The sequence below is a fragment of the Amycolatopsis sp. NBC_00345 genome (assembly GCF_036116635.1).
Classification (GTDB): Bacteria; Actinomycetota; Actinomycetes; order Mycobacteriales; family Pseudonocardiaceae; genus Amycolatopsis.
This window is the reverse complement of sequence record NZ_CP107995.1, coordinates 8,777,930-8,804,343: the sequence shown is the minus strand read 5'-3', so window position 1 is coordinate 8,804,343 and position 26,414 is coordinate 8,777,930. Positions and strand designations below refer to the sequence as shown.

23 protein-coding genes are annotated in these 26,414 nt (G+C 69.2%); 1 reads left to right on the top strand and 22 read right to left on the bottom strand.

What is annotated here, in order from left to right:
* Window positions 1-1,842 (bottom strand): sunset domain-containing protein, encoded by a 1,842-nt coding sequence (locus tag OG943_RS40020; RefSeq protein WP_328606101.1) that lies wholly within the window; start codon window positions 1,840-1,842, stop codon window positions 1-3.
* 13 nt (window positions 1,843-1,855) lie between these two features.
* Entirely contained in the window at window positions 1,856-2,905 is a 1,050-nt protein-coding gene (locus OG943_RS40015; protein WP_328612278.1) for a polyprenyl synthetase family protein, read from the bottom strand.
* A gap of 344 nt (window positions 2,906-3,249) precedes the next feature.
* On the opposite strand from OG943_RS40015, the gene OG943_RS40010 reads away from it, so the two are divergent.
* Window positions 3,250-3,975 (top strand): hypothetical protein, encoded by a 726-nt coding sequence (locus OG943_RS40010; protein WP_328606100.1) that lies wholly within the window; start codon window positions 3,250-3,252, stop codon window positions 3,973-3,975.
* Window positions 3,976-4,028: 53 nt separating this feature from the next.
* Here OG943_RS40010 and OG943_RS40005 read toward each other — a convergent pair whose 3' ends face one another.
* The 20 genes from OG943_RS40005 to OG943_RS39910 all read right to left on the bottom strand — a co-directional run bounded on the left by OG943_RS40005 (window position 4,029) and on the right by OG943_RS39910 (window position 26,414).
* On the bottom strand, window positions 4,029-4,742 hold the full coding sequence (locus tag OG943_RS40005) for an HNH endonuclease (RefSeq protein ID WP_328606099.1): 714 nt from the start codon (window positions 4,740-4,742) through the stop codon (window positions 4,029-4,031).
* The gene (locus OG943_RS40000) at window positions 4,739-5,902 is read right to left on the bottom strand and encodes an AAA family ATPase (protein WP_328606098.1); all 1,164 of its coding nucleotides are present in this window, start codon (window positions 5,900-5,902) and stop codon (window positions 4,739-4,741) included. The genes OG943_RS40005 and OG943_RS40000 overlap by 4 nt, the downstream gene beginning before the upstream one ends.
* A gap of 94 nt (window positions 5,903-5,996) precedes the next feature.
* The gene (nuoN, locus tag OG943_RS39995; protein ID WP_442874836.1) at window positions 5,997-7,562 is read right to left on the bottom strand and encodes an NADH-quinone oxidoreductase subunit NuoN; all 1,566 of its coding nucleotides are present in this window, start codon (window positions 7,560-7,562) and stop codon (window positions 5,997-5,999) included.
* 12 nt (window positions 7,563-7,574) lie between these two features.
* Window positions 7,575-9,164, bottom strand: a complete 1,590-nt coding sequence (locus OG943_RS39990; RefSeq protein ID WP_328606096.1) for a complex I subunit 4 family protein — start codon at window positions 9,162-9,164, stop codon at window positions 7,575-7,577.
* 1 nt (window position 9,165) lies between these two features.
* Window positions 9,166-11,073 (bottom strand): NADH-quinone oxidoreductase subunit L, encoded by a 1,908-nt coding sequence (gene nuoL, locus OG943_RS39985; RefSeq protein WP_328606095.1) that lies wholly within the window; start codon window positions 11,071-11,073, stop codon window positions 9,166-9,168.
* Between the two features lie 10 nt (window positions 11,074-11,083).
* Window positions 11,084-11,383: an NADH-quinone oxidoreductase subunit NuoK gene (nuoK, locus tag OG943_RS39980; protein ID WP_315653920.1), complete on the bottom strand. Its 300-nt coding sequence runs from the start codon at window positions 11,381-11,383 to the stop codon at window positions 11,084-11,086.
* Window positions 11,380-12,252, bottom strand: coding sequence for an NADH-quinone oxidoreductase subunit J (locus tag OG943_RS39975; RefSeq protein WP_328606094.1), 873 nt, complete (start codon window positions 12,250-12,252; stop codon window positions 11,380-11,382). Before OG943_RS39975 ends, nuoK begins: the two co-directional genes overlap by 4 nt.
* The gene (gene nuoI / locus OG943_RS39970; RefSeq protein ID WP_328606093.1) at window positions 12,249-12,785 is read right to left on the bottom strand and encodes an NADH-quinone oxidoreductase subunit NuoI; all 537 of its coding nucleotides are present in this window, start codon (window positions 12,783-12,785) and stop codon (window positions 12,249-12,251) included. Before nuoI ends, OG943_RS39975 begins: the two co-directional genes overlap by 4 nt.
* Complete coding sequence (gene nuoH, locus OG943_RS39965; RefSeq protein ID WP_328612277.1) at window positions 12,772-14,082, bottom strand: NADH-quinone oxidoreductase subunit NuoH; 1,311 nt, start codon at window positions 14,080-14,082, stop codon at window positions 12,772-12,774. The genes nuoI and nuoH overlap by 14 nt, the downstream gene beginning before the upstream one ends.
* 29 nt (window positions 14,083-14,111) lie before the next feature.
* Entirely contained in the window at window positions 14,112-16,607 is a 2,496-nt protein-coding gene (locus OG943_RS39960; protein WP_328606092.1) for an NADH-quinone oxidoreductase subunit G, read from the bottom strand.
* Window positions 16,604-17,893, bottom strand: coding sequence for an NADH-quinone oxidoreductase subunit NuoF (nuoF, locus tag OG943_RS39955; protein WP_328606091.1), 1,290 nt, complete (start codon window positions 17,891-17,893; stop codon window positions 16,604-16,606). Before nuoF ends, OG943_RS39960 begins: the two co-directional genes overlap by 4 nt.
* Complete coding sequence (nuoE, locus tag OG943_RS39950) at window positions 17,893-18,771, bottom strand: NADH-quinone oxidoreductase subunit NuoE (RefSeq protein WP_328606090.1); 879 nt, start codon at window positions 18,769-18,771, stop codon at window positions 17,893-17,895. Before nuoE ends, nuoF begins: the two co-directional genes overlap by 1 nt.
* Complete coding sequence (locus tag OG943_RS39945; RefSeq protein ID WP_328606089.1) at window positions 18,768-20,105, bottom strand: NADH-quinone oxidoreductase subunit D; 1,338 nt, start codon at window positions 20,103-20,105, stop codon at window positions 18,768-18,770. Before OG943_RS39945 ends, nuoE begins: the two co-directional genes overlap by 4 nt.
* On the bottom strand, window positions 20,102-20,860 hold the full coding sequence (locus OG943_RS39940; protein WP_328606088.1) for an NADH-quinone oxidoreductase subunit C: 759 nt from the start codon (window positions 20,858-20,860) through the stop codon (window positions 20,102-20,104). The genes OG943_RS39945 and OG943_RS39940 overlap by 4 nt, the downstream gene beginning before the upstream one ends.
* A gap of 5 nt (window positions 20,861-20,865) precedes the next feature.
* Window positions 20,866-21,414, bottom strand: coding sequence for a NuoB/complex I 20 kDa subunit family protein (locus tag OG943_RS39935; RefSeq protein WP_091618395.1), 549 nt, complete (start codon window positions 21,412-21,414; stop codon window positions 20,866-20,868).
* Between the two features lie 4 nt (window positions 21,415-21,418).
* Window positions 21,419-21,838 (bottom strand): NADH-quinone oxidoreductase subunit A, encoded by a 420-nt coding sequence (locus OG943_RS39930; protein WP_328612276.1) that lies wholly within the window; start codon window positions 21,836-21,838, stop codon window positions 21,419-21,421.
* A 517-nt stretch (window positions 21,839-22,355) separates the two neighbouring features.
* Window positions 22,356-23,645, bottom strand: a complete 1,290-nt coding sequence (locus OG943_RS39925) for a geranylgeranyl reductase family protein (RefSeq protein ID WP_328606087.1) — start codon at window positions 23,643-23,645, stop codon at window positions 22,356-22,358.
* A gap of 27 nt (window positions 23,646-23,672) precedes the next feature.
* Complete coding sequence (locus tag OG943_RS39920) at window positions 23,673-24,398, bottom strand: class I SAM-dependent methyltransferase (RefSeq protein ID WP_328606086.1); 726 nt, start codon at window positions 24,396-24,398, stop codon at window positions 23,673-23,675.
* A gap of 377 nt (window positions 24,399-24,775) precedes the next feature.
* Window positions 24,776-25,249 (bottom strand): AfsR/SARP family transcriptional regulator, encoded by a 474-nt coding sequence (locus OG943_RS39915; protein WP_328606085.1) that lies wholly within the window; start codon window positions 25,247-25,249, stop codon window positions 24,776-24,778.
* Between the two features lie 61 nt (window positions 25,250-25,310).
* Window positions 25,311-26,414, bottom strand: coding sequence for a glycosyltransferase family 4 protein (locus OG943_RS39910; protein WP_328606084.1), 1,104 nt, complete (start codon window positions 26,412-26,414; stop codon window positions 25,311-25,313).

Genomic DNA, 26,414 nt, shown 5'->3' with positions numbered 1-26,414 from the left:
TCAGGAGAGCGGGCGGAACCCGACGCGCTCGGCGTCGGCCGAGGTGCGGAACCAGACCTCGGCGACCATACGCGGGAACTGCGGGGATTCCTCGGTGCAGTAGCGCAGCGCCGTGACGCTCGCCTTAACCGCGAAGCCATCCGACGGACGTCCGCCGCCAGGCCGGGGCATGGCCGAGCCGGGACCGAACGGCCCTGGTGGCACGGCATCCCCGGTCACCTGGCGCGCGGGCGGCGGCTCGGGCGCGTTCAGCGGCGCGGCCGCCGCCCCCTGGTTCGGCTGCACGGAAGGCTCGAACAGCGAACCGCTCTGCGTGCCCGCCAGCTCGGGCTCACGGCGCTCGACCGGCCGCATCGACGGCTGGATCGGCCGCGGCGGCTCGAACCCGCCCCGCGGTGACTCCCGCGGCTGGCGCTTCGGCAGCATCTGAGTGGAGTCGATCGGCTCGTCCCCGGCCACGAGGTCACCGCCAAAGTGTTCGGAAGGCTCCGCGGCGTGCTCGGCCGAAGGGGTCAGATGCTCGGTGGCCGGCTGCTCGTCGAGGAAGTCCCCGCCGTCGGCCGGCTCCTCGAACGGCGAGCGGTCCGCCGTCTCGTTCCCACGCTCGAACCAGGTCGGCTCGGGCTGCGGGTCGGTGTGCTTCGCGGGCTGGAACAGCGAAACCGGCTCTTCCTCGGGCTCCTGCCGCCGGCCGAAGTCCGATTCGGACTCCTGCTGCCGACCAAAATCCGACTCCGGCAACCGTCCGAAGTCCGCTTCGGGCTCCGGCTCGAGCCGCCCGAACGACGCTCCCGCTTCGGTTTCCGGCTCCAGCCGCCCGAACGACGACCCCGCCTCAGCTTCTGGCTCCAGGTGCCCGAACGACGTGCCCGCTTCGGTTTCCGATCCCAGCTGCCCGAACGACGAGCCCGCCTCGGTTTCCGACTCCAGGTGCCCGAACGACGAACCGGCCTCGGCGTCGCTGCCGAACTGCCCGAACGGCGAACCCGTGTGGGCCGCGGGCTCTGCCGTCCGGCCGAACGACGAAGCAGCGTCGGCTTCCGGCTCCAACCGGTTCGAGAAGGACGATTCCTCGGGCTCCGGCTCGGGCCGGGTGAACAGGGAGGTCGTCTCGGCGGCGTGGTGGCTGCCCTCGGACTCCGTGTGGCGGCCGCTGTCGGAACCCGCGAAGGCGCTCTCCTCGCGGTAGCTGCTTTCGCCGGCCCGCTGTCCGACCTCCTGGAAGCTGCCGCGGCCGGTGTCCTCGAAGTCGTCGAGGTGGTCGGCTTCGTAGCCGTTGCCCGTTTCGGCGTAATCCGGCTCCAGGCTGTGGGAGACCGGGCTGAGGTACTCGGTGGCGGCGGCGCGGTAGACGGACCCGTCGATCTGCTGCGTGACGGGACCGGATTCCCTTTCGTGGTCCCGTTCCCGCGTGAGGTCATCGTCCACATCGGTCTCACTGGCGACCGGCTCGGCCGCGGTGCGGTACTCCGCCTCGTACTCCGCTTCCGGCTCGAACCCGGCGAGCGCACCGAGCTGGCCATCGGCGACGGCGGGCTCACGCTCCGGCTCGGCGCGGTGGATCAGTTCGGTAGGCGTCTGCTCACGGGCCCACGAGGGGGCCACGGCCGGCTCGGCCGGCGAGAAGTCGTCCTCGTCCACCGGCGAAAGCAGCGCCGTGCCGCCAGCGAGCGCCCCGGCGTTGGCCGGCGTCCGCGCCGACTCGGCGTGGGCCGCGGTCAGCGCCGTCTCCAGCTCGCGGGTGCGCTTGCGTGCGGGCAGTACCAGCACCAGCCACGTGAGGAGCACCCCGACGAAAAACGCCAACAGGCTCCACAGCCAAACCTGTCCGAAAATGGACATCTTCCCTGCCCCTTTAGTGCGTGCGCGCGACCATGTAGTCGGCGACCGACTCGCAGGCATTCCGCGCGGGGGAAGCGGGCAGCGCTGCGAGCTCGGAACGTGCTCGCGAAGCGTAGTCGGAAAGGGTGACGCGCGCGCGTTCGAGGCCACTGGAACGGCGCAGCAGCTCCAGTGCCTCCTCGACCAGCGAGTCTTCGGTGATGGGGCCCGCCAGCAGCTCGATCAGGCGCGGGTCGGTGTCCGGGTCGGCCAGCGCGTACAGCATCGGCAGGGTCCGGACGCCTTCGCGCAGGTCCGTGCCCTGCGCCTTGCCCAGCTCGTCCGACGGCGACGCGATGTCGATGATGTCGTCGGAGATCTGGAACGCCGTGCCCACGATGTCGCCGAACCGGCGCAGCGCCTGGATGTGGTCCTCCTCGGCGCCGGACATCATGCCGCCGAACCGGCCGGACGTCGCGATCAGCGAGCCGGTCTTCTGCGCGATCACGGTGAGGTAGTGCTCGACCGGGTCGTCGCCGGGGCCGGGGCCGACCGTCTCGCGCATCTGCCCGGTGACCAGCTCGCCGAACGTCTCGGCGATGATCCGCGCCGCGTCGGTCCCGAGGTCCGCGACGAGCCGCGAGGCGTGCGCGAACAGGAAGTCGCCGGTCAGGATGGCGACGGTGTTGTCCCAGCGGGCGTTGACGCTCTCCGCGCCGCGCCGCATGGTCGCCTCGTCCATCACGTCGTCGTGGTACAGCGTCGCGAGGTGCACCAGCTCCACCGCGGCCGCCGCCACGAGCACCTGGTCACCCTGCTTGGGCCCGAACTGCGAGGACAGCAGCGTGAACAGGGGACGAAAACGTTTGCCCCCCGCCTCGACCAGGTGCAACGCCGCGTCGTGGACCGCCGGCACGTCGCTCTTCACGACGTCGCGCAGGATCGTCTCCACCTCCGCGAGCCCACCCGCGATGGCCCTGAGCAGCGGCTCGTCCTCGATCTGCAGCCCGACGGTCGCGCGCAGGTCCTCGACAGCGCCATCCCGAGCAGCGGCGGGTCCCGCCCCCGGGGGTGGTGAAGACACAGACACGTCGGCTCCGCTCTCTCATGCGCCGGTCGGGTTTTCCGCTTTCAGGGTAGTGGTTACCCCAGGCGCCCCGTTTACCCGCTGTCCAGGGGAAACGGTGATGAACATGACATCGGCCGCGATTTCAACCGGGACCGGCCAGGGCCGTCCCGGCCAGCCGTGTCCCGCCGGCGCCGGCGGAAGCAGGCCGGACGGCCACCGGACCCACGAACGGGTTGATCACCGCGCACAGACGAGTGATCGGCGCGGCGCGGCGCAACGGGCGAATCGGGCGCGCGGATATTCACTCAGGAGGAGCTGCCGTTCCCGACAGGTCTCCCGGGCAGCAAGGAGGAACAGGCATGCGTAACACCATCGTCAGGCGGGCCGGGCTCGTCGGTGCGTTGCTGGTGGCCGGCGGGGTCTTCGCCGGCGTGGGGACGGCTCAGGCGGCAGGCCCAGCGTCGGTAGGTGCGGCAGCGACGGGCGCGCCGGTGGGCGCTTCGGCAGCCACACCGGCCACCGAAGCGGGCACCGCGGACCTCGGCGAAGCCGACTTCACCAAGGGCTCGACCACAGTCACGGTCCCCACGCTCGCGCCGTGCGCGGTCGAAGGCCCGACGAGCGCGACGGCGTCGCCGGTCGCCAAGAGCGGCCTGACCTTCGGCGGCGGCACCACCACCTGCGAGACCAAGGTGACGGATCCGAGCAACGACCTCACCACCACCACGTCGACGGCCAACGGCAAGAACTTCGAGCTCTCCGCCCTCGTCAGCGCGGGCGGCCCGCGGGTCCGGCTGACGTCGTACACCGTCACCTGCACCGGGACGCACACGCAGACCAACGCGAACTGGACGTTCAGCGGCCTCGGCGGCATCACGGGCCTGCCCTCGCCGATGCCCGCGAACTACACCAAGCCCCTGACCAAGTCGAACGGCACCGTGCTCGCCAACGCGGTCTTCAACACCCAGACCCTCCCCGGCGACGGCAGCATCAGCCTCACCATGCTGCGCTTCGACTTCCTCCCGGCGTCCGGCATCACGGGCTCGGTGACCGTGGGCCGCACCGCCTGCTCACCGACGCCGTAAGGCCCAGAGAGCAGTCGTGTGTGAAGGTTCCTCGTCAGGCTGACGAGGAACCTTCACCACGTCGCGAGTGCGCGCCGAAGTTCTTCGTCACGAAGCAGATCCAGCAGCTCATTGTCACCAAAGACGCGCGAAGCACCGGGCATCGACGCCTGGCGCAGCATCGCCTGCAAAACGTCGGCATGCGGCTGGTCACGCAGCGTCCACACTGCGCGATCACGAGTCTCCGGCACACCCGTGCGCCAACGAAAGATCAATGCCGCGACCTGATCCACCGCGGCGGCGCGACCACGTTCCAGCAAAGGCCTGTTCAGGCCACATACTGCGATCGTAGTACGACCCTTTTCAGTCTGGGGCAGATAGGTGCCGAGGGAGATGACCAGGAACAGGTGGTCAAGGGGATCCTCCGCAGTCGGATCGATCAGCAGCGGATGGCCGTCAGCGTCGAGCGGGAACCGATCACGCTTGAAATGGCTGTTACAGAATTCACAGGCCAGAAGATGGTTCAGCCAGTCGAACGCTCGTCGCGGATTTCGGGCTATGGGTTCGAAGTGATCCACCGAGGTACCGAGGCCGTCGCCGCAGTACATGCAGTACCCGCGGCCCGCAGCCATCAGGCCCAGCCGGTCGCGAATGAATCTTCGCGTGTCACGCGAAGACCTCCACAGCTTGCGAGCAGTGTCACTGTCACCGTGCGGGATTCGTGATGTAAGCCTGGTCAGCTCCGTGACAACGGCGGGCGGCAAGGACGCTCGCTGCAGTGCGATCATCGCTCGCCGAGACCCAGTTCCCGCGCGACATCGTCAACGCGACTCGACGCCGATGTACTCAAACGATTACGCAATTTTTCCCATTGACGTACCTCATCGACGTCAGCCAGACCACCAGCGACACGCATTTCCAGTTCAGCCAAGCGCTCTCGCAACTCCACCGCAAGAGGCGAATACGGGCTATCCAAGCCGAAAAGATCAGACAGCACTGCGTCATCGCCGGTACCATAGACCACTCGCTGGTACAACTCGTCCGACACCACCCGCGGCGGCGCCGGTTCGTCAGGCGCCGGCAGGCGGATCAAACCACCAGGATCGGCCGCCTGACACACATACGGACTGTGCGTACTAACCACGAACTGGATTCGCGGAAAATGCTCCTTCAGCCACGGCCCGATCCGTTTCTGCCACGAAACATGCAAATGCGCATCAACTTCGTCGATAAGAACAATTCCCGGATCCTCGGCACCCATCCCAGCTTCGTCGAGACGCCTGATAATATCGAGGACCAGAGCAGTGACAGCACGATACCCGTCGCTCATTTCCTCCAGTGCGTATCGGCCTCCGTCTCGCTCCACCCAAAGACCATCGGAATCGACGTCTTTAACCCGGAAATCGTCCGGCAGCAGACCGTCGTCCAGAAGACGAAGAGTGGCGTCCCTCAAGCTGCGCGCGCCTTTCCGGCCCTCGAGAGCACGAAGATGCTGATACACCAGCCATTGAACCCCCTCGACCAGCGCGGCCTCTTCGCTGAAGAGGCTCTCCACTTCGCCAACCTCAGAGGAGCGACCACCATTAAGCCTGCGGAACGGACCGTAACCGATACAGAACAGCCCATTTCGGTCATGTGATCGCCCTGAAGGGGAACTGAAGTCTACATTTTCTTCCCGTTCGAAATAAAATTTCGTCCTAAGGCCGTTCGAGATAAACCCTTCGATCTCCGCAGTTGCGGACCCGACGGAAATCCAACTGAGGGTCCGATCGTGGGTTCTCGCCCCATCACCGACAACAGCCAGCGCCATAGCTTTGAGCAGCGTGCTCTTACCTGATCCATTACGCCCCGCCAGCACAGTCCAACCGGGAGCGGTCAACTCCAGGTCGACCACCCGCGCGCCGTGGAACCCACGGATGTCGGTCAGGCGTACTCGCTCGAGGTACATGAGGTCAGTCTAGAGGCAGTTTCAACTCGGCAGACGTAACCCTCATGCACATGAAGGCCGCCACGAACCTTCGTGGCGGCCTTCATGCAAAGAACTAAGAAGCAAACCCGCCCGAAGAAGCCCAGTTCAGCGCGAACGACGGAACCACCCCGAGCACCAGCGTCACCACCACACCCAGCGTGATGGCCGCCGTGGTAAACCCACCAGGGACCGTAACCGTGGGCCCGTCCGTAGCCGGCTCCGAGAAGTACATCAGCACGATCACGCGCAGGTAGAAGAACGCGGCCACCGCGCTGAACACCAGTGCCACCACCACCAGCGGGGCCATGCCGTCCGACAGCGCGGCCGAGAAGACCACGAACTTGCCGACGAACCCACTGGTCAACGGGATGCCCGCCAGCGCCAGCAACAGGAACGTGAACACCCCCGCCAGCAACGGCGAGCGTTTGGCGAGGCCCGCCCACGCGGACAGGTGCGTGGCCTCCCCGCTGCCGTCGCGGACCAGGCTGATCACGCCGAACGCCGCGAGCGTCGTGAAGCCGTACGCCAGCAGGTAGAACAGGGTGCTGGAGAGGCCGTTCTCGGTCATCGCGATGGCGCCGACGAGCAGGAAGCCCGCGTGCGCGATCGAGGAGTACGCGATCATGCGCTTCACGTCGGTCTGGGTCAGGCCGAGGATCGCGCCGATCAGCATCGAGATGATCGCCACGGCCCACAGCACGCCGCGCCATTCCCAGCTGGTCGAGGAGAACGCGACCGACAGCACCCGCAGGATCCCGCCGAACGCGGCCACCTTCGTGCAGGCCGCCATGAACGCCGTGACCGGCGTCGGGGCGCCCTGGTAGACGTCCGGCGTCCAGGTGTGGAACGGGCCGACCGAGCCCTTGAACAGCAGGCCCACCACCAGCAGGCCGAGGCCGGCGAACAGCAGCGTGTCCGAGCGGTCCGAGCCGGCCGCGGCGTTGGCGATGTCGGCGAGCTTCACGGAGTTCGCGTAGCCGTACAGCAGCGCGAGGCCGTAGAGGAAAAACGCCGAGGAGAACGCGCCGAGCAGGAAGTACTTGACCGCCGACTCCTGCGAGATCAGCCGGCGCCGCCGGGCCAGGCCGCACATCAGGTACAGCGGCAGGCTCAGCACCTCGAGGGCGATGAACATGGTCAGCAGGTCGTTGGCCGCGCAGAACGCCATCATGCCGCCGAGGGCGAACAGCGTCAGCGGGAACACCTCGGTCTGCGACGCCGTGGTGGCGCCCGCCTGCGCGCGGTCCTGCACGGTGCCGGGGCTGATCGCCGCCTGCGCGACGAACGCGCCGCCCGGCTCCACCCTCCGGTCCGCGATCAGGAACACCGCGCCGAGCGAGAGCAGCAGCAGCGTGCCCCAGAGGAACAGCGACGGCCGGTCCACCGAGATGGCGCCGGCGAACGTCGTCAGGCCCGCCTTCGTCGAGCTTCCGGTGACGTACAGGATCAGCGAGACCCCGGCCGCGAGGATCGCGATGACGGAGATCGTCACCTGGATCCCCCACCGGACCGCCTTCGGCGCGAACGCCTCCACCAGCACGCCCACGCAGGCCACGCCTAAGACGATCAGCATCGGCAGCACGGCCGCGTAGTCGATCGAAGGCGTCTGCAACGGCTCAGGCGCTTGCGCCAGGAACATGTCGAGCACGGTTTACTTGCCTCCCTGCACGGCAGACAGCGTCGCCTGCACCGACGGGGTGATCGTGTCGAGCACCGGCTTGGGGTAGAAGCCCAGCGCGATGATCAGGATGACCAGCGGGGCGAGGATCGCGATCTCCCGCGCCCCGAGGTCCTTGATGGCCTTCTTGGCACCCAGCTCCGGCTCGACCGCCGTGGCGACAGCGCCGCCCGACTCCACGCCGGCCGAGCTGGAAGACCCCGCCGGGGCCGGCGACAGCAACGCGTCGCCGCGCACCGGGCCCTGCATGATCCGCTGGTAGAGCCAGAGCACGTAGGCCGCGGCCAGCACCATGCCCACCGTCGCGATGATCGTGTACACCGGGTGGTCCACAAAGGACCCCAGCAGCACCAGGAACTCGCTCACGAACGAGTTGGTGCCCGGCAGCGACAGCGCGGAGAGGCCGGCGATCAGCAGCATCCCGCCGAGCAGCGGGGTCAGCTTCGCCATCCCGCCGTAGTCCGAGATCCGGGTGGAGCCGCCGCGCCGCACGATCAGGCCGACCACCACGATCAGCATGCCGGTGGAGAGGCTGTGGTTGAGCATGTACGACACCGAGCCGACCATCGCCTGCTCGTTGAAGGTGAAGATGCCCAGCGCGATGAAGCCGAAGTGGGCGATCGAGACGTAGGCGAGGAACCGCTTCATGTCCGACTGCCCGGCGGCGAGGATCGAGCCGTAGACCACGCCGATCACCGAGAGGACCAGCACCAGCGGCGCCAGCGTTTTGCTCGCCGCGGGGAACATCGGCAGCAGGTAGCGCAGGAAGCCGAACGTGCCGACCTTGTCCAGCACACCCACCAGCAGCACGGCGACGCCGATCGGCGCCTGCCCCGCCGCGTCCGGGAGCCAGGTGTGGAACGGCACCAGCGGCGCCTTGATCGCGAACGCGAGGAAGAAGCCGAGGAACAGCCAGACCTGCGTGCCGGTCGGCGCGTCCCGCACCACGGTGACCAGGGTGGCCCAGTCGAACGTGCCCTTGCCCAGCTTGTCCGACGCGAGCGAGTACGCGCCGATCGCCGAGGCCAGCATGATCAGGCCGCCGAGGAACGAGTACAGGAAGAACTTCACCGCCGCGTACTGCCGGTTCGCGCCGCCGTAGCCGCCGATCAGGAAGTACATCGGGATCAGCATGATCTCGAACAGCACGTAGAACAGGAACACGTCGGTCGCCGCGAAGACGCCGATGGTGATGGCCTCCTGCAGCAGGATCAGCGACAGGAACCCGCCGGCGCTGCGGCCGGCCGGGAGCTTGTCGGTGAGCCCGAGGCCGCCGACCACGATCGGCACCAGCAGGGCGATCACCGCGATCATGATCAGCGAGATGCCGTCGGTGCCGAACGAGATGTGGATGCCGAAGCTGGGGATCCAGTCCATCGTGGTCGCCTGCTGGATCCGGTCCCCCGAGGGCGAGTAGCTCGCCCAGAACGGGATGATCAGCAAGAACTCCACAATGGACACGACCAGCGCGGTCGCCATCGCGGCGCGGTCGTTCCCCTTCAGGAACGCCAGCACCAGCGAGCCGGCCAGCGGCAGCAGGATGAGCGCCAGAAGCCAAGTCATGTCAGGAGAACCTCACCAGCAGAAGGGCCGCGAGAAGCAGGAACGTGCCGCCGAGCATGGACAGCGCGTACGACCGGACGAACCCGGTCTGCATGCGCCGCAGCCGCCCGGACCCGCCGCCGAGGGCCGCGGCGAGGCCGTTGACCGCCCCGTCCACCCCCCGGTTGTCGACGTACACCAGCGCCCGCGCGAGCCAGGTGCCCGGGCGGGCGACCAGCGTCTCGTTGATGGCGTTGCCGTACAGGTCCTTGCGCGCCGCCCGGACGGGCCACGAGACGCGCTCGGGGCGTTCGACCGGGATGTCCGCGCTGGGCCGGAAGACCAGGATCGCGATCACGGCGCCGATCAGGGCCAGCGCGATCGTCAGCCACGGGATCAGCGACGCCGGGATCGGCGCGTGCTCCGCTTCGTGGAACTCGCCGACGGTCGGAGACAGCCAGTTGGTGAACCGGTTGCCGATCGCGAAGAACGCGCCCGCGCCGACCGAGCCGATCGCCAGGATCACCATCGGGACCCACATGATCGGCTTGGACTCGTGCGGGTGGAAGTCGCGCCCGTCGGTGCTCTTGATCGTCTTCCAGCGGGGCTTGCCGAAGAACGTCATCATCATCAGGCGCGTCATGTAGAACGCGGTGAGCCCGGCGCCGATGATCGTCGCGAGCCCGAACACCCAGCCGCGCCAGGCCTCCTGGCCGAACGCCGCCTCGATGATCGCGTCCTTGGTGTAGTAGCCCGAGAGGAACGGGAAGCCGATCAGCGCGAGGTAGCCGAGGCCGAAGGTGACGAAGGTGATCGGCATCTTCTTGGCCAGGCCGCCGAACTTGCGCATGTCGACCTCGTCGTTCATGCCGTGCATGACCGAGCCGGCCCCGAGGAAGAGCCCGGCCTTGAAGAAGCCGTGCGCGACCAGGTGCATGATGCCCAGCGCGTAGATGCCGGGGCCGAGGCCCACGGCCAGCATCATGTAGCCGATCTGGCTGACCGTGGAGTACGCGAGCACTTTCTTGATGTCGTCGTAGGCACAGCCGACGATGCACCCGAGCAGCAGGGTCACCGCCCCGACCAGCGTCACGACCAGGCGGCCGTCCGGCGTCTGGCTGAAGATGACGTTGGAGCGGGCCACCAGGTAGACGCCGGCGGTGACCATCGTCGCCGCGTGGATCAGGGCCGACACCGGGGTCGGGCCCTCCATCGCGTCCGGCAGCCACGACTGCAGCGGGAACTGGCCGGACTTACCGCAGGCCCCCAGCAGCAGCAGGATCGCGATCGCGGTGATCGCCCCGGACGGGATCTTGCCGCTCGCGACGCCGTCGAAGACCTGCGCGTAGCCGGTGGACCCGACGTACTTGAACATCAGGAAGATCGCCAGTGCCAGCCCGATGTCACCGACGCGGTTCATCAGGAACGCCTTCTTCGCCGCGGTGGCCGCGGACGGGCGGTCCTGGTACCAGCCGATGAGCAGGTACGACGCGAGGCCCACACCCTCCCAGCCGAGGTATAGCGTCACGAAGCTGTTCCCCAGCACCAGGACCAGCATCGAGGCGATGAAGAGGTTCAGGTACGCGAAGAAGCGGTGCCTGCCCTCGTCGTCGGCCATGTAGCCGATCGAGTAGAAGTGGATCAGCATGCCGACGCCGGTGATCAGCAGCACGAACGTCAGCGACAGCGCGTCGATGCGCAGCCCGAAGTCCACCTGGAGCTGCCCGACCGGGATCCACGAGAACAGCTTGGTGTCCACAGTGGATTTGCCGTCGAAGCCGAAGAACAGGATCAGGCCGTAGACGAAGGCGGCGACGATGATGGCGGTGCCGAGCAGGTGCCCCCACGCCTTCGAACGCTTCCCGGCCAGCAGCAGGATCAGAGCGCCGAGGGCCGGCAGGGCCACCAGCAGCCACGATGATGCGGTCACACTCGCCCTCTCAGTACTTCAGCAGGTTGGTGTCGTCGACCGAGGCCGAGCGCCGGGTGCGGAAGATCGACATGATGATCGCCAGGCCCACCACGACTTCGGCGGCGGCCACGACCATCACGAAGAACGCCATCACCTGGCCGTCGAGCCCGCCGTTGATGCGGGCGAACGTGACCAGGGTGAGGTTCACCGAGTTCAGCATCAGCTCGATGCACATGAACACCACGATCGCGTTCCGGCGGACCAGGACGCCCACGGCGCCGATGGCGAACAGCAACGCCGACAGCAGCAGGTAGTAGGTCGGGGTCACTTGCCTTCCCCTTCCTCTTCCGCACCGGCTTCGGGCTCGGCGCCGACCAGCGCGTGCGCGTCCGGCTTCGGGCCCTCGTCGGCGACGAGCTTGCGGTCGCGCAGGAGCTGCACGGCCGAGGTGGACTCGATGATCGCCGAGAGCGACTCCGGCGCGATCGAGCCGTCCGGCAGCAGCGCCGGGGTGGCCACCGAGTTGGCCGTGGCGAACACACCCGGGCCGGGCAGCGGCGACGGGCGGTCGTGCTCGCCGCGGAAGCGCAGCACCACCAGCTCGCGCTGGGAAAGCTTGCCGCCCTTGGCATGCCGGTCGGTGAACGCGAGCACCATCGCGCCGAGCGCGGCGGTGATCAGCAACGCCGAGGTCAGCTCGAACGGGAACAGGTACTTCGTGAAGATGAGCCGGCCGAGCCCGCCCGCGGCGCCGCCGGCGGGGGTGTACGGGTCGAGTGGCGCGGCCGGGGTCACGTTCACCAGCGCGCGGAACAGGCCGGCCGCGATCAGCGCGGCGAGCCCGATGCCCAGCAGTGTCGCGGCGAGCCGCTGTCCGCGCAGCACCTCGACGACCGAGTCGGAGCTCTCGCGGCCGACCAGCATCAGCACGAACAGGAACAGCATCATGATCGCGCCGGTGTAGACGATGATCTGCGTGAACCCGAGGAACGGCGCGGACTGCGTCATGTAGAGCGCGCCGAGGCTCAGCATGGTGAGCACCAGCCACAACGCCGAGTGCACGGCGTTGCGGGAGAAGATCATGCCCAGCGCGCCGAGCAGGCAGACCGGGCCGAGGATCCAGAACGCGATGGCCTCGCCGACCGAGACCGAACCGTCGGCCGCGGCGGGGGCCTGCGCGAGGAGGGCCGAGATCATTCCTTGCCCTCCTGCGCCTTGGAGAGCTCAGGGCCGTTCACGTAGTAGTCCTGCTCGTTCTCCCCGAGCCGCATCGGGTGCGGCGGCTGCTCCATGCCGGGCAGCAGCGGGGCGAGCAGGTCTTCCTTGGTGTAGATCAGCCGCTGACGGTCGTCGTCGGCCATCTCGTAGAAGTTGATCATCGTCAGGGACCGGGTCGGGCAGGCCTCGATGCACAGGCCACAGCCGATGCAGCGCAGGTAGTTGATCTGGTAGTCCGCGCCGTACCGCTCGCCCGGGGAGAACCGCGCCTCCTCGGTGTTGTCGCCGCCCTCGACGAAGATCGCGTCGGCCGGGCACGCCCAGGCGCACAGCTCGCAGCCGACGCACTTCTCCAGCCCGTCCGGGTGCCGGTTGAGCTGGTGGCGTCCGTGGTACCGCGGCGCGGCCGGGGCACCGGCCTCCGGGTACTCCTCGGTGGCGACCTTCTTGAACATCATCGCGAAGGTGACGCCGAAACCCTTGATGGGATTGAGGAAGTCAGTCGCGGCCATCTTCTGCCCCTTCCTGTGCTGCGGTGCCGACGGCGGCCGGGGCCCGTCGTGCGGCCCTCGCCTCCGCCTTGGCCAGCGCCTTCTGGCGCGGAGTGCTCTCGGGGACCTTCAGGTCCAGCGGCGGCAGCGGGTGCCCGCCGCCGGTGATCGGCACGTAGTCGTCGTTCGGCACCTTCTTCTCCGGCAGCGCCAGGCTCAGCAGCACCAGCACGACCAGGACGATGCCGACCCCGACGAGGATCTGCGGCCAGCTCCACTGGACGGTCTTGATGGCGACCACCACGACGATCCAGACCAGGTTGACCGGCACCAGCACCTTCCAGCCCAGGCGCATGAACTGGTCGTAGCGCATGCGCGGGAGCGTGCCGCGCAGCCAGATGAAGCAGAACAGGAGGACGAAGGTCTTCGCGAAGAACCAGAGCATCGGCCACCAGTTCTGGTTCAGCGCCGAGTCTTCACCGACGAACGGGAAGCGCCAGCCGCCGAGGAACAGCGTGGTGCAGAACGCCGAGACGATCACCATGTTGACGTACTCGGCGAGGAAGAACATCGCGAACTTCATCGAGCTGTACTCGGTGTGGAAGCCGCCGACCAGCTCCGACTCGGCCTCGGCGAGGTCGAACGGCGCGCGGTTGGTCTCGCCGACCATCGAGATCAGGTAGATCACGAAGCTCGGGATGAGCATGTAGAAGTACCAGCCGTGGGCCTGCGCGTCGACGATCCCGGACGTGGACAGCGTGCCCGAGTAGAGGATCACCGCGACGATCGAGAGGCCCATCGCGATCTCGTAGGAGATCACCTGCGCGGTCGAGCGCAGCGCGCCCAGCAGCGGGTACGGCGAGCCGGAGGCCCAGCCGGCCAGCACGATGCCGTAAACGCCGATCGACGAGCAGGCGAGGATCACCAGGACGCCCACCGGCAGGTCGACCAGCTGCAGCGTGGTCTGCTCACCGAAGATCGACACCACCGGCCCGAACGGGATCGCGGCCAGCGCGATCAGCGCGGGAACGGCGGCGAGCACCGGCGCGAGGAAGTACACCTTGCGGTCGGCGGTGTCCGGGATGATCTGCTCCTTGAACGGGAGCTTGATCGCGTCGGCCAGCGACTGCAGGTACCCGTTGGGGCCGACCCGGTTGGGGCCGGGCCGGTTCTGCATCCGGCCGACCGCCTTGCGCTCCCAGACGATCAGGAAGATCGTCAGGATCGGCCCGATCAGCAGGATGACGACGGCCTTGATCAGGATCAGCCACCACGGGTCGTCGGCGAGCAGGCGGGCTCGCTCGGCCGCGTCCGGCATCTGGTCCAGGAACGGCGTGAGCTGTGGGCTCACTGTTCACCTCCGGAGATCTGCACCAGCGCGCCGTGTCCGGCGCCCAGACGGGCGCGGACGGCGGAGCCGTCGGAGTTGGCCGGCAGCCACACGACGCCGGCGGGCAGGTCGGCGACCTCGACCGGCAGCGTGATCGAGCCTCGCTCGGTCGACACGTGGACCGTGCCGTGCGCGGTGATGCCGTGGTCTTCGGCGGTCTTCGCGGACAGCCGCGCGACGGGCTTGCGCTGCGTGCCCTTGAGGTGCGGCTCGTCGTCCTGCAGCGAGCCGTTGTCGATCAGCTGCCGCCAGGTGGACAGCAACGCCTGCCCCTGCCCCGGCTGACCCGCCTGACTTGCCCTGAAGGCCACCTTGAGGGCATCTGGGTCCCTGAAGGTGGCCTTCAGGGACTCTCCGAGCTTGGCGAAGTCGGCCGCCGCGGCGGCCGGGGTCTGGGTGAACAGGTCCGCGTCCATCTCGACGGCGAGGGTGTCGAGCACCCGGCCGTCGGCCAGTGCGCCGGTGCCTTCGAGCGTGATGTCGAAGGCGCGGCGGCGGCCCTCCCAGTTGAGGTAGCTGCCCGCCTTCTCCACCGACGGCGCGACCGGCAGGACCACGTCGGCCCGCTCGGTCACCTCGCCCGCCCGCAGTTCCAGGCTGACCACGAAGCCGGCGTTGTCCAGCGCGCGCCGGGCCAGGTCGGGATCGGGCAGGTCGTCCGGGTCGACACCGCCGACGAGCAGGGCGTCGAGCTGCTGCGCGGACGCGGCCTCGAGGATGCCCGTGGCGTCGCGGCCCGGCTCGGCGGGAAGCGTGACGCCCCAAAGCTTTTCGACCTCGGCGCGGGCACCGGCGTCGGCGACCACGCGGCCGCCCGGCAGGAGCGTCGGCACGCAGCCGGCCTCCAGCGCGCCGCGGTCGCCGGCCCGGCGCGGGATCCACGCGAGCCGGGCGCCGGTGCGCGCGGTGAGCCGGCCCAGTGCGGAGAACAGGCCCGGGACCTCGGCGGCGCGCTCGCCGACCAGGATCACGGCGCCCTCGGCGCTCAGCGCGGCGTCGACGTCGGCCGCGTGCTGCGCGATGCCGTCGACCGCCGCGGCCTCGCCACCCGGCACGCAGGCCAGCAGCTCACCGAAGGTCTTGCGCACCGAGGAGGTCGTCCACTGTCCCAAGTGGAGCACGCGCGTGCGGTTCTTGCGGGCCGCCTTGCGCAGCCGCAGGAACACGATCGGCGCCTCGTCCTCCGGCTCGAAGGCCACGCACAGGACCGTGCGGGCCTTCTCGATCTCGCCGAAGGTGACGCCGTCCTCGGGCGTGGTGCCCAGCACGTTCGACGTGAGGAACGCCAGCTCCTCGGCCGAGTGCGCGCGGGCGCGGAAGTCGATGTCGTTGGTGCGCAACGCGATCCGGGCGAACTTGGCGTACGCGTACGCGTCCTCGACCGTCAGCCGGCCACCGGTCAGCACGCCCGCGCCCTTGCCGTCACGGGCCTTGGCAAGGCCCTCGGCGGCGATTTGCAGCGCGTCGGTCCAGGAGGTCTCCTCCAGCTCGCCGGCCGCGTTGCGGACCAGCGGGCGGCGGATGCGGTCGCCGGCCTGCACGTAGCGGAAACCGAAGCGGCCCTTGTCGCAGAGCCACTCCTCGTTGACTTCCGGGTCGTCGCCGGCCAGCTTGCGCTGCACCTTGCCGCGGCGGAAGTCGGTGCGCTCGGCGCAGCCGGACGAGCAGTGCTCGCACACGCCCGGCGCCGACACCAGGTCGAACGGGCGCGACCGGAACCGGTACGCCGCGCTGGTCAGCGCGCCCACCGGGCAGATCTGGATGACGTTGCCGGAGAAGTAGCTCTGGAACGGCTGGCCGGACGTCGTGCGCGAGGCCAGGTCCAGCACGTCCGCGGTCTCGGCGGTGCCGATCTGCTGGTGCGCGCCGCGTTCGAGCAGCTCGATGAACGGGTCACCCGCGACCTGCGCGGAGAACCGCGTGCAGCGCTGGCACAGCACGCAGCGTTCCCGGTCCAGCAGCACCTGCGACGAGATCGGCAGCGGCTTCGGGAACGTGCGCTTGGTGTCGACGAACCGCGATTCCGTGCGGCCGTGGGCCAGCGCCTGGTTCTGCAGCGGGCACTCACCGCCCTTGTCGCAGATCGGGCAGTCCAGCGGGTGGTTGATGAGCAGCAGCTCCATCACGCCCTGCTGCGCCTTGTCCGCGACGGCCGAGGTCAGCTGGGTCTTGACCACCATGCCGTCTGCGACCGTCATCGTGCAGGAGGCCTGCGGCTTCGGCATCGGCCGTCCGCCCATCTCCACCTCGACGAGGCACTGGCGGCAGGCGCCGGCCGGGTCGAGCAGGGGGTGGTCGCAGAACCGCGGGATGACCGTGCCGAGCCGCTCGGCGGTGCGGATCAGCAGCTCGCCCTTGGGCGCGATGACCTCTTCACCGTCGATGATCAGCTTGACGTGGCCTTCGGGGACCGGGGTCTCCTGGGTCGCGGGCTTGCCGGGTGCGATCGTCATGCCTGTGCTCCCACCAGTTCGGGCTGGGCGGCCTTGTTCTTCTCGCACAGCGCGAGGAATTCCTCGCGGAAGTACTTGATCCCGCTCTGGATGGGCGACACCGCGCCGTCACCCAGCGCGCAGAACGAGCGGCCGAGGATGTTGTCGCAGACGTCCAGCAGGGTGTCGATGTCCTCGGCGGTGCCGTGGCCCTCCACCATGCGCTCCAGGATCTGCGCGAGCCAGTACGTGCCCTCGCGGCACGGCGTGCACTTGCCGCAGGACTCGTGCTCGTAGAACTGCGTCCACTTCATCACGGCCCACGGCACGGAAACGGTCTCGTTGAAGACCTGCACCGCGGTGGTGCCGAGCATCGAGCCGGCCTCGGCCGCCCCCTCGAAGTCGAGCGGGGTGTCGAGGTGCTCGGCGGTGAACATCGGCGTGGACGAGCCGCCCGGGGTCCAGAACTTGAGCGGGATGCCGTCCTTCATGCCGCCCGCCAGCTCCAGCAGCTCGCGCAGCGTGGTGCCGAGCGGGCACTCGTACTGGCCGGGCTTCTCGACGTGGCCGGAGATCGAGTAGATCTTCGGGCCGGGCGACTTCTCGCGGCCCATCTCGCGGAACCAGGCCGAGCCGGCGTTCACGATGTACGGCGCGGAGGCGATCGTCTCGACGTTGTTCACCGTGGTCGGGGCGGCGTACAGGCCCGCGGCCGCCGGGAACGGCGGCTTGAGCCGGGGCTGGCCGCGACGGCCTTCGAGCGAGTCGAGCAGCGCCGTCTCCTCGCCGCAGATGTACGCGCCGGCGCCGGCGTGCACGGTCAGCTCGAGGTCGTAGCCGGAGCCGAAGATGTCCTTGCCCAGGTACCCGGCCTCGTACGCCTCGCGCGCCGCCGCGTTGAGCCGGCGGATGCAGTGCAGCGCCTCGCCGCGGACGTAGATGAAGCAGTGGTTCGAGCGCATCGCGTACGAAGCGATGATGCAGCCCTCGATCAGCGAGTGCGGGTCCGCCATCATCAGCGGGATGTCCTTGCAGGTGCCCGGCTCGCCCTCGTCGGCGTTGATCACCAGGTAGTGCGGCTTGTCGAAGTTCGGCGGCATGAACGACCACTTGACGCCGGCCGGGAAGCCCGCGCCGCCGCGGCCGCGCAGGCCGGAGTCCTTGACCACCTGGACGAGCTGCTCGGGCGTGCCGGCCAGCGCCTTGCGCGCCGCGGTGTAACCCTCCAGCTGCTCGTAGGTCTCGATGCGCCAGGAGTTCGGCGACAGCCAGCGCTTCGTGAGGACCGGAGTAATGGGATCAGGCATTACTTCTTCTCCCCTTCTTTGGCGGGCAGCACAGGAAGCGGGACGTCCTGCGTCGCCGGGGCGGTCCAGCCACGCTCGTTCGCGATCTGCGCGCCGCGCAGCGTTTCAACGGCCTGCGAAGGGCCATCGACGTCACCGCGGTAAGTGCTCGCGTCCTCCGGGAAGAACCCGGCGAGCTGCAGCTCCGCGCCCTTGAAGTCCGAAAGCGGGGCGCCGCGCGTGGGGGCCGGCTTCTTGCCCGCCTGCAGCGCGTCGACCAGCGCCACGGCCTGCTCCGGCGTCTGGTTGTCGAAGTACTCGTAGTTGACCTGCAGCACCGGGGCGAGGTCGCAGGCGGCGAGGCACTCGGCGTGCTCCAGCGTGATCGAGCCCGGCTCGCCCGGCGTGCCCGCCGTCTCCTCGTGGCCCAGCGGCGCGTCCGCCGAGCCGAGGTGCGTCTGCAGCTTTTTGTAGATGGCGTCGCCGCCCAGCGCCGCGCACAGCGTGTTGGTGCAGACGCTCACCAGGTGCTCGCCGCACGGGCGGCGCTTGTACATGGTGTAGAACGTCGCGACCGCGCTGACCTCGGCGTCGGACAGCTCCAGCTGCCTGGCGCAGAAGGCGATGCCCTCCTGGCTGACGTAACCCTGCACCGACTGCACGAGGTGCAGCAGCGGCAGCAGTGCCGAGCGCGACATCGGGTAGCGGGCGATCAGGTCCTTCGCCTTGGTCTCGGTGTCGGCGCCGAAGATCTCCTCGAGCGGCGTGTCCGCGAGGATGCCCTCGGCCACGGCCGAATCCGGCGCGATGGCGACGACATCGGTGTCACCGCCCGCGGCGGCGTGCGTCGTCTTCGCGGCGTGCGGCCCCGGCTCGGGCGTCGCTGTCGAACTCGTCATCGGTCCACTCCCCCCATCACCGGGTCGATCGACGCGACCGCGGCGATCACGTCGGCCACCAGCCCGCCCTCGGCCATCGCGGGCATCGACTGCAGGTTCACGAAACTCGGCTCCCGTACGTGCACGCGCAGCGGCCGGGTGCCGCCGTCGGACACCAGGTGCGCGCCGAGTTCGCCACGCGGCGACTCCACCGGCGAGTAGACCTGGCCGGCCGGCACGTGGAAGCCCTCGGTGACGAGCTTGAAGTGGTGGATCAGCGATTCCATCGACTGGCCCATGATCTTCTTGACGTGCTCGAGCGAGTTGCCCATGCCGTCGCTGCCGATCGACAGCTGCGCCGGCCAGGCGACCTTCTTGTCCTCGACCATGACCGGGCCCGGCTCGAGCTTCTTCAGCACCTGCTTGATGATCCGCAGGCTCTGGTGCATCTCCTCGACGCGGATCAGGTACCGCGCCCAGCAGTCCGCGTCGTTGGACGTCGGGATGTCGAACTCGAACTCGTCGTAGCGCGAGTACGGCTCGGTCTTGCGCAGGTCCCACGGCAGGCCGGCCGAGCGCAGGATCGGGCCGGTGACGCCGAGCGCGAGGCACGCGTCGACCGGCAGGTAACCCACGCCCTTGAGCCGGTTGCGCCAGATCGGCTGACCGGTGAACAGCTTGTCGTACAAGGGAAGGCGCTTGTCCATCACCTTGCAGAACTCGGTGACCTTCTCCTCGAAGTCCGCCGGCATGTCCTGCGCGAGCCCGCCGGGGCGGATGAACGCGTGGTTCATCCGCAGGCCGGTCAGGTGCTCCAGCAGGTGCAGCACCTCTTCGCGCTCACGGAAGCCGAGCGTCATCGCGGTGGTGGCGCCGAGCTCCATGCCGCCGGTCGCGATGTAGACCAGGTGCGAGCCGATCCGGTTGATCTCCAGCAGCATCACGCGCAGCAGCTCCGCGCGCGGCGGGGCCTGGATGCCCAGCAGCTTCTCCACGCCGAGGCAGTACGCCATCTCCGTGGACAGCGGCGCCAGGTAGTCCATCCGCGTCACGAACGTGACGCCCTGGGTCCAGGTCCGGTACTCGCAGTTCTTCTCGATGCCGGTGTGCAGGTAGCCGATGACCGACCGCAGCTGCGTGACGGTCTCGCCCTCCATCTCCAGCACGAGCCGGAGCACGCCGTGCGTCGACGGGTGCTGCGGGCCCATGTTGATGACCATGCGCTCGTCGTGCTGCGCGTCGGCGACGACGTCGTCCCAGTCACCGCCGGAAACCGTGTAGACGCGGCCTTCGGTGGTGTCGCGGGAGTCGGCCTCGGGGACCGCGTTGGCTTCGATGCCTTCTTCGATGCTCACGAGTACGACCTCCGCTGGTCCGGCGGCGGGATTTCCGCGCCCTTGTATTCGACCGGGATCCCGCCGAGCGGGTAGTCCTTGCGCTGGGGGTGGCCGTCCCAGTCGTCCGGCATGAGGATCCGGGTCAGCGCCGGGTGGCCGTCATAGACGATGCCGAACATGTCCCAGGTTTCGCGCTCCTGCCAGTCGGCCGTCGGGTAGAGCCCGACCAGCGACGGCACGTGCGCGTCCTCGATGTCGAGGGTGACCTCCAGCCGGATCCGGCGCCGGTAGGTCATCGATGTCATGTGGTAGACGGAGTGCAGCCGCTGCGGCACGTCCACGCCGTAGTCCACGCCGGACACCGAGCTGAGCAGCTCGAAGCGCAGGCCCGGGTCGTCGCGCAGGGTGCGGGCGATGGCCACCAGGTGCTCGCGGTCGACGTAGAAGGTGATCTCGCCGCGGTGCACCGTGGTCTGCAGGATCGCCGACGCCGGCACGTTGTTGTCCGCCAGCGCGGCGAGGAACTCGTCGGCGAACTCGTCGAACCAGCCGCCGTACGGGCGCTCCGCCGGGGCCGGGCTGTACGCGGGCAGGCGCACGCCGCCGTAGCCGGAGGTGTCACCGCTGCCGGAGACGCCGAACATGCCCTTGCGGGCGCGGCCGGAGACCACGGGCTCGGCGGGGGCGGCCGGGTTCGCGCCCTGGGGCTCGAGCCCGCCTTCCGGGCGCTCGGCGCTGGACTGCTCGCCACCGGTTTCTGGGGTTTCGGGCACGTCGCTCACTTCTTCGCGTACTTGATCGACGACGGGATCAGCTCGGTGCGCGCACCGCTGGCGGCGCGGATCGCGGCGCGGCGGGCGTTCAGCGGCTCGTCCTGGATCTTGGCGTGCAGCTTGAGGATCGCGTCGAGCAGCATCTCGGGCCGGGGCGGGCAGCCGGGCAGGTACATGTCGACCGGCACGACGTGGTCGACGCCCTGCACCACCGCGTAGTTGTTGAACATGCCGCCGGAGGAGGCGCAGACGCCCATCGCGAGCACCCAGCGCGGCTCGGCCATCTGGTCGTAGATCTGCCGCAGGACGGGAGCCATCTTCTGGGTCACCCGGCCGGCGACGATCATCAGGTCGGCCTGGCGCGGGGTGGCGCTGAACCGCTCCATGCCGAACCGGGCGATGTCGTAGCGGGAGCCGCCGACGGTCATCATCTCGATCGCGCAGCACGCGAGGCCGAACGTGGCGGGCCAGAGCGAGTTCTTGCGCGCCCAGTTGACCAGGCCCTCGAGGCTGGCCAGCAGGATGCCGTTGGGGAGTTTCTCTTCGAGGCCCATGGCTTCAGTTCCAATCCAGGCCGCCGCGCCGCCACACATAGGCGTACGCGAACCCGACCGTAACGATGAACAGCACGATCTCCACCAGGCCGAACACACCGAGCGCGTTCGCGTTCACCGCGAACGGGTAGAGGAACACCATCTCGATGTCGAACAGGATGAAGAGCATCGCCGTGATGTAGTACGCCACCGGCATCCGCCCGCCGCCGACGAGCGGCTGGGGCGAGGGCTCGATCCCGCACTCGTAGGCCGAGGTCTTGGCCTTGTTGTACCGGCTCGGGCCGACCATCGGGCCCAGCAGCACGGACAGCAGCGCGAACGCCGCCGCGAGGACGAACAACAGGACGAGCGGCAGGTACACCTTCAGGCCAGGCGCGGCCGCAGCCGCTCCTGCGGTTTCCGCCTGCGCCAGCACTGGCAACATCAGCACGGGGTTTTCGCCATCCTTTCCGCGCCGCTGCGGGGTTCTTCTACGGGTGGTGGTCCGCTTCCTCGACGGCACCCTAAGGGAGCTGGGTCACACCGCCGAGGGTCAGGGCACCCTTACGGCCCGTGGCCGGACCGGGGGCTGCTTGTGAAATAGTTCACAAGCCACTCGCCGTGGATGTGAAGCGGTTCACAAGCATGGGGGGAGTGTAGGACGCGACTCACACGGTTGTCCCTAGGGGCCGTGGTATAAGGCTTACCTAACTTGACCAAGCGGCCAACCCGGGACTCGCCCGGGTGCGATCTCGGGACCAGCGAGAAGGGGCCGGCCGAGTGCCTCGGCGGCGGACATACCGGACCTGATCTTGTGACGTATCCCACCTGACCGGCCGGGCAACCACTGCTCCAGCCGGGTCATCCGCCCCAATGTGGCGTTGGTTGCGTTGAACGCACCCAATGTGGCGTTCGGTGCGTCTGACGCACCGAACGCCACATTGGGGCGCATCAAGCGAGGGTCAGCGGGGACTGGGCGTGGCGCGCGCGAGAGCGGCGATCAGACGGTCGACGCCGTCGCCGCCCTTGGCGTCGTAGCAGCCGGAGAGTCCCTTGTACACCAACGGAAGGATCTTGTTGATCCGCAATCCGTACTTCGTCGCGGCGTGCATGATCTTCGGCTTTCCGATCAGCTTCGCGAACACGTTGCCGAGGCGGTAGTAGCCGCCCATCAGCTCGCCGACGGCGCGAGGGTAGCCCTCCAGCGCGCGCTCACGCGAAGGCCCTTCGGCGCGTGCCAGCGCCTGCACCACGAACTCCGACGCGAGCTGCGCCGACTCCATCGCCGCGGAGATGCCCTCGCCGTTGAACGGGCTCACCATGCCGCCGGCGTCGCCGAGCAGCAGCAGGCCGTCGCGGTAGTGCGGGGTGCGGTTGAAGCCCATCGGCAGCCCGGCGCCGCCGACCTTGCCGATGGCGTTCTCCTCGCGGTAGCCCCATTCCTCGGGCGTGCCGTCGAGCCACTGCCGCAGCAGCGCGCGGTAGTCGGTGTTGCGGAACGAGGCGGACGTCGACAGCATGCCGAGCCCGACGTTGACCGTGCCGTCGCCGAGCGGGAACGCCCAGCCGTAGCCGGGCAGCAGCTTCGGGTCACGCGGGTCCGAGCGGTCCCACAGCTCGAGGTGGCCCTCGATGAACGGGTCGTCGTGGCGCGGGCTCTTGTAGTACCGGCGCACGGCGACGCCCATCGGGCGCTTCTCGTTCTTGTCGATGCCGACGCTCAGCGCGAGCCGCGCGGAGACGCCGTCGCAGGCCAGCACCAGCGGCGCCCGGTAGTTGACCGGCGTCTTCTCGGGGCCCACCTTCGCCTCGACGCCGACCACGCGCCCGGAGGAGTTGGTGATCGCGCTGGTGACGGTGGTGCGCTCGTACAGCCGCGCGCCGGCCTTCACCGCGGTCTTCGCGAGCAGGTCGTCGAAGTCCTGACGGGTGCGGGCGACGCCGTAGGGCGGGTAGCTGGTGAGGTCCGGCCAGTCGAGTTCCAGCGTCAGGTCGCCGGTGAGGATCCGCAGGCCGCGGCTGTGCACCCAGCCCGCGTCCTCGCTCGTATCGATGCCCAGGTCGATCAGCTGCTTGACGCCGCGCGGGGTCAGCCCGTCGCCGCAGACCTTCTCCCGCGGGAACTCGGTCTTCTCCAGCAGCAGCACGTCGACACCCGCGCGCGCGAGGTAGGTGGCCGCGGTGGATCCGGCCGGTCCGGCGCCGACCACGATCACTTCGGCATCGTGGTCCGGGTTACGACGAGAGGTCATGCCCCGGAGTTTACGGGCGTAGCGAAGCTACTCGGTTGAGGGCGGTGGTGGGGAGGAAGGTTGGAAGGGCGGCTTCTTCGCCCGATGAATGGCGACGACGCCGAATGTGAGGTTCAGCCACTCCACCTCGGTCCAGCCCGCGCTCGCGATGATCTCGCCCAGCGCCCGCTGGTCGGGCCAGGCGAGCATGGATTCGGCCAGGTAGGAGTAGGCCTCGGGGTTCGTCGAGGACCGGCTGCCGACCCAGGTGAGCAGCTTGAGCACGAACCGGCGGTAGAAGAACCGGATCGGCGCGAATGTGGGCGTCGACACCTCGCAGATCACCAGCCGCCCGCCCGGCTTGACCACGCGGGCGATCTCGACCAGCGCGGCCTTCGTGTCGACGAAGTTGCGCAGCGCCAGCGAAATCGTGACGGCGTCGAAGGACTCGTCGGCGAACGGCAGGTGCAGCGCGTCGGCCGCGACCATCGGGACCTTGCGGTGCAGGCCCGCCCGCAGCATGCCGACGGAGAAGTCCGCGGCCAGGCACCAGGCGCCGCCGCGGGCGTACTCCACGGTGGAGACCCCGGTGCCGGCGGCGAGGTCGAGCACCTTCTCCCCGCGCTTGGCGTCCAGCACCCGCGCGGTGGTGGTGCGCCAGCGCCGGTCGAAGCCGAACGTCATGAAGGAGTTGGCCCGGTCGTAGCCGGACGCGACGCCGTCGAACATCGCGGCGACCTCGTGCGGATCCTTGTCCAAGCTGGCGCGTGGCATGACTCGAATGTAGACACTCACGCGCGGCGTGCCCGTCGAGGGTGGTGGTGGGGCGTGGCCCCGGGCGGCCCGGCCTCGGACGCCGTGGCCGGCCGTGACCGGGCAAAGCCGACGCAAAGACCCGGCAAATCGGGCATCAGCAGGATGGAGGGCAACGGCGGGCGACCCGTCCGCCGAGCGGAGAATGGGCTGGCCGCCACACCGTCGATGGCGGCGACCGACGGCGTGGTGACCATCCAGGGCACCTGCGGGGACACGTTCTCCCCGTCGGTCCGCGGCGGCTCGGCCTGGTGGACCCTCAGCTGCGACGACGGCAAGATTTCGGCAAGACGCACAAGGGCTCGTCGGTCAGCCTGCACCTGCGCGTCGTCTGAGGTTTACGCGAGGCAAATCCGGCCCGGCTCGCCGGCCAGGATCCGGCGTTCCAGCTCACGCAGGGGCTCGCCGGGTTCGAGGCCGAGCTGCCCGGCGAGCAGCCCGCGCGCCCGGCGGTAAACGGCCAGTGCCTCGGCCCGGCGGCCGTCGGCGGCGAGCGCGGCCATCAGCAGGTGGTGCAGGCGTTCGCGCAGCGGGTGGCGCCGCACCAGCGCGGCCGCGGCCGCGGCGTGCCGGCCGAGTTCCAGCTCGGCCTGGTGCAGCTGCTCGACCAGCCCCATCCGCCGTTCGGACAGCCGATGCGCCTCGTCGGCCAGCGGGAGCACGTCGAGCCCGCCGTACGGTGGGCCGCGCCAGAGCGAAAGTGCTTCCCGCAGCTGCACGAGCTTGGCCTCCGGCTCCCACAGCGCGGCGCGCAGGTCAACGTCCGGGTGACGAAGACGTTGACCTGCGCCAGCAGCATCCCGAGCCCGCACAAGGCTCGTGAGTGGCTATGACGGTTCTAACCGTCATAAACACTCACGAGTCCGTAGGCACTCAGCCGTGCGCGGCGAGCATGCCGCGCACCGACTCCGGCCACGCGAACTCCTCGGCCCGGGCTCTGGCCGCCGCGCGCCGTTGGTCCTCGGGGCTGTCCAGCAGGCCCGTCACGGCGGAGGCGAACGCGGGCGCGTGGTCGTCGACAGCGGCGCCACAACCAGGGGCGACGATCTCGCGCAGCGCGGACGACGCCGACACCACCACCGGCGTCCCCGAGGCCAGTGCCTCCAGCGCGGCCAGCCCGAACGTCTCGTGCGGCCCCGGCGCCAGCGACACGTCCGCGCTGGCCAGCAGCCGCGCGACTTCACTCCGGCCGGACAGGAAACCGACAAACGTCACCGGCAGGCCGCGGGCCCGGCGTTCCAGCGCCCGCCGACGCGGCCCGTCACCGGCGATGACCAGGCGGACTCGCGCGCCCGACTCGGTCAGCTCGGCCACCGTGTCGACGCTGCGTTCCACGTGCTTCTCCGGCGACAGCCGTCCACAGTGGACCAATAGCGCGTCTGCCTTACCGGTCAAGGAAAGCCGCCAGCCGTCGTCCCGCATGGACGGTGCGAAGGTGGCCAGGTCGACGCCCAGCGGCACGCGGCGGACGTTCGGCACGGCGATCCGGTCGAACTCCGCGCGGGCGAACGCGGTGGTGCAGACGACCGTGTCGTAACTGGCCGCCATCCGCCGGTTGGCGGCGTCCGCGACCGCGCGCGCCATCGGCTGCGGCAGCAGGAACTGCTCCAGCAGGCGGTCGAGGCGCTCGTGCGAGATGACCGTGCTGGGCACGCCGTGGCGCCGCGCCCAGGTGCCCATCCCCCGCAGCGTCAGCCGGTCCGAGACCTCCAGCCGGTCCGGCTCCAGCCGCCGCAGCACGGCCCGGACACGGTGCGGGTCGACGGCCCGGTAACCGCCGGTGCCGGGGATGCGCGGCGCGGGCAGCGAGTACCGGCACACCCCCGTGGGCAGGCTCTCGACGGAGTACCGCGTGCCCGGCACGACCAGCGTGACCCGGTGCCCGCTGGCGACGTACCCCGCGCCGAGGTGGTGCAGCGCGGTGCGCAGCCCGCCGGAGCGCGGTCCGTAGAAGTTCGCCAGCTGGACGATGTGCAC

Bases quoted from the DNA above. Each gene is read 5' to 3' on its own strand.
- nuoH (WP_328612277.1), bottom strand. From the start codon at position 14,082: ATGCCGGACGCGGCCGAGCGAGCCCGCCTGCTCGCCGACGACCCGTGG.
- OG943_RS40005 (WP_328606099.1), bottom strand. From the start codon at position 4,742: ATGATCGCACTGCAGCGAGCGTCCTTGCCGCCCGCCGTTGTCACGGAG.
- OG943_RS39930 (WP_328612276.1), bottom strand. From the start codon at position 21,838: ATGTTGCCAGTGCTGGCGCAGGCGGAAACCGCAGGAGCGGCTGCGGCC.
- nuoI (WP_328606093.1), bottom strand. From the start codon at position 12,785: ATGGCCGCGACTGACTTCCTCAATCCCATCAAGGGTTTCGGCGTCACC.
- OG943_RS39925 (WP_328606087.1), bottom strand. From the start codon at position 23,645: ATGACCTCTCGTCGTAACCCGGACCACGATGCCGAAGTGATCGTGGTC.
- OG943_RS39920 (WP_328606086.1), bottom strand. From the start codon at position 24,398: ATGCCACGCGCCAGCTTGGACAAGGATCCGCACGAGGTCGCCGCGATG.
- nuoE (WP_328606090.1), bottom strand. From the start codon at position 18,771: ATGACGAGTTCGACAGCGACGCCCGAGCCGGGGCCGCACGCCGCGAAG.
- nuoF (WP_328606091.1), bottom strand. From the start codon at position 17,893: ATGCCTGATCCCATTACTCCGGTCCTCACGAAGCGCTGGCTGTCGCCG.
- OG943_RS39960 (WP_328606092.1), bottom strand. From the start codon at position 16,607: ATGACGATCGCACCCGGCAAGCCCGCGACCCAGGAGACCCCGGTCCCC.
- OG943_RS40020 (WP_328606101.1), bottom strand. From the start codon at position 1,842: ATGTCCATTTTCGGACAGGTTTGGCTGTGGAGCCTGTTGGCGTTTTTC.
- OG943_RS39935 (WP_091618395.1), bottom strand. From the start codon at position 21,414: ATGGGCCTCGAAGAGAAACTCCCCAACGGCATCCTGCTGGCCAGCCTC.
- OG943_RS40010 (WP_328606100.1), top strand. From the start codon at position 3,250: ATGCGTAACACCATCGTCAGGCGGGCCGGGCTCGTCGGTGCGTTGCTG.
- OG943_RS39975 (WP_328606094.1), bottom strand. From the start codon at position 12,252: ATGATCTCGGCCCTCCTCGCGCAGGCCCCCGCCGCGGCCGACGGTTCG.
- OG943_RS39990 (WP_328606096.1), bottom strand. From the start codon at position 9,164: ATGACTTGGCTTCTGGCGCTCATCCTGCTGCCGCTGGCCGGCTCGCTG.
- OG943_RS40000 (WP_328606098.1), bottom strand. From the start codon at position 5,902: ATGTACCTCGAGCGAGTACGCCTGACCGACATCCGTGGGTTCCACGGC.
- nuoN (WP_442874836.1), bottom strand. From the start codon at position 7,562: ATGTTCCTGGCGCAAGCGCCTGAGCCGTTGCAGACGCCTTCGATCGAC.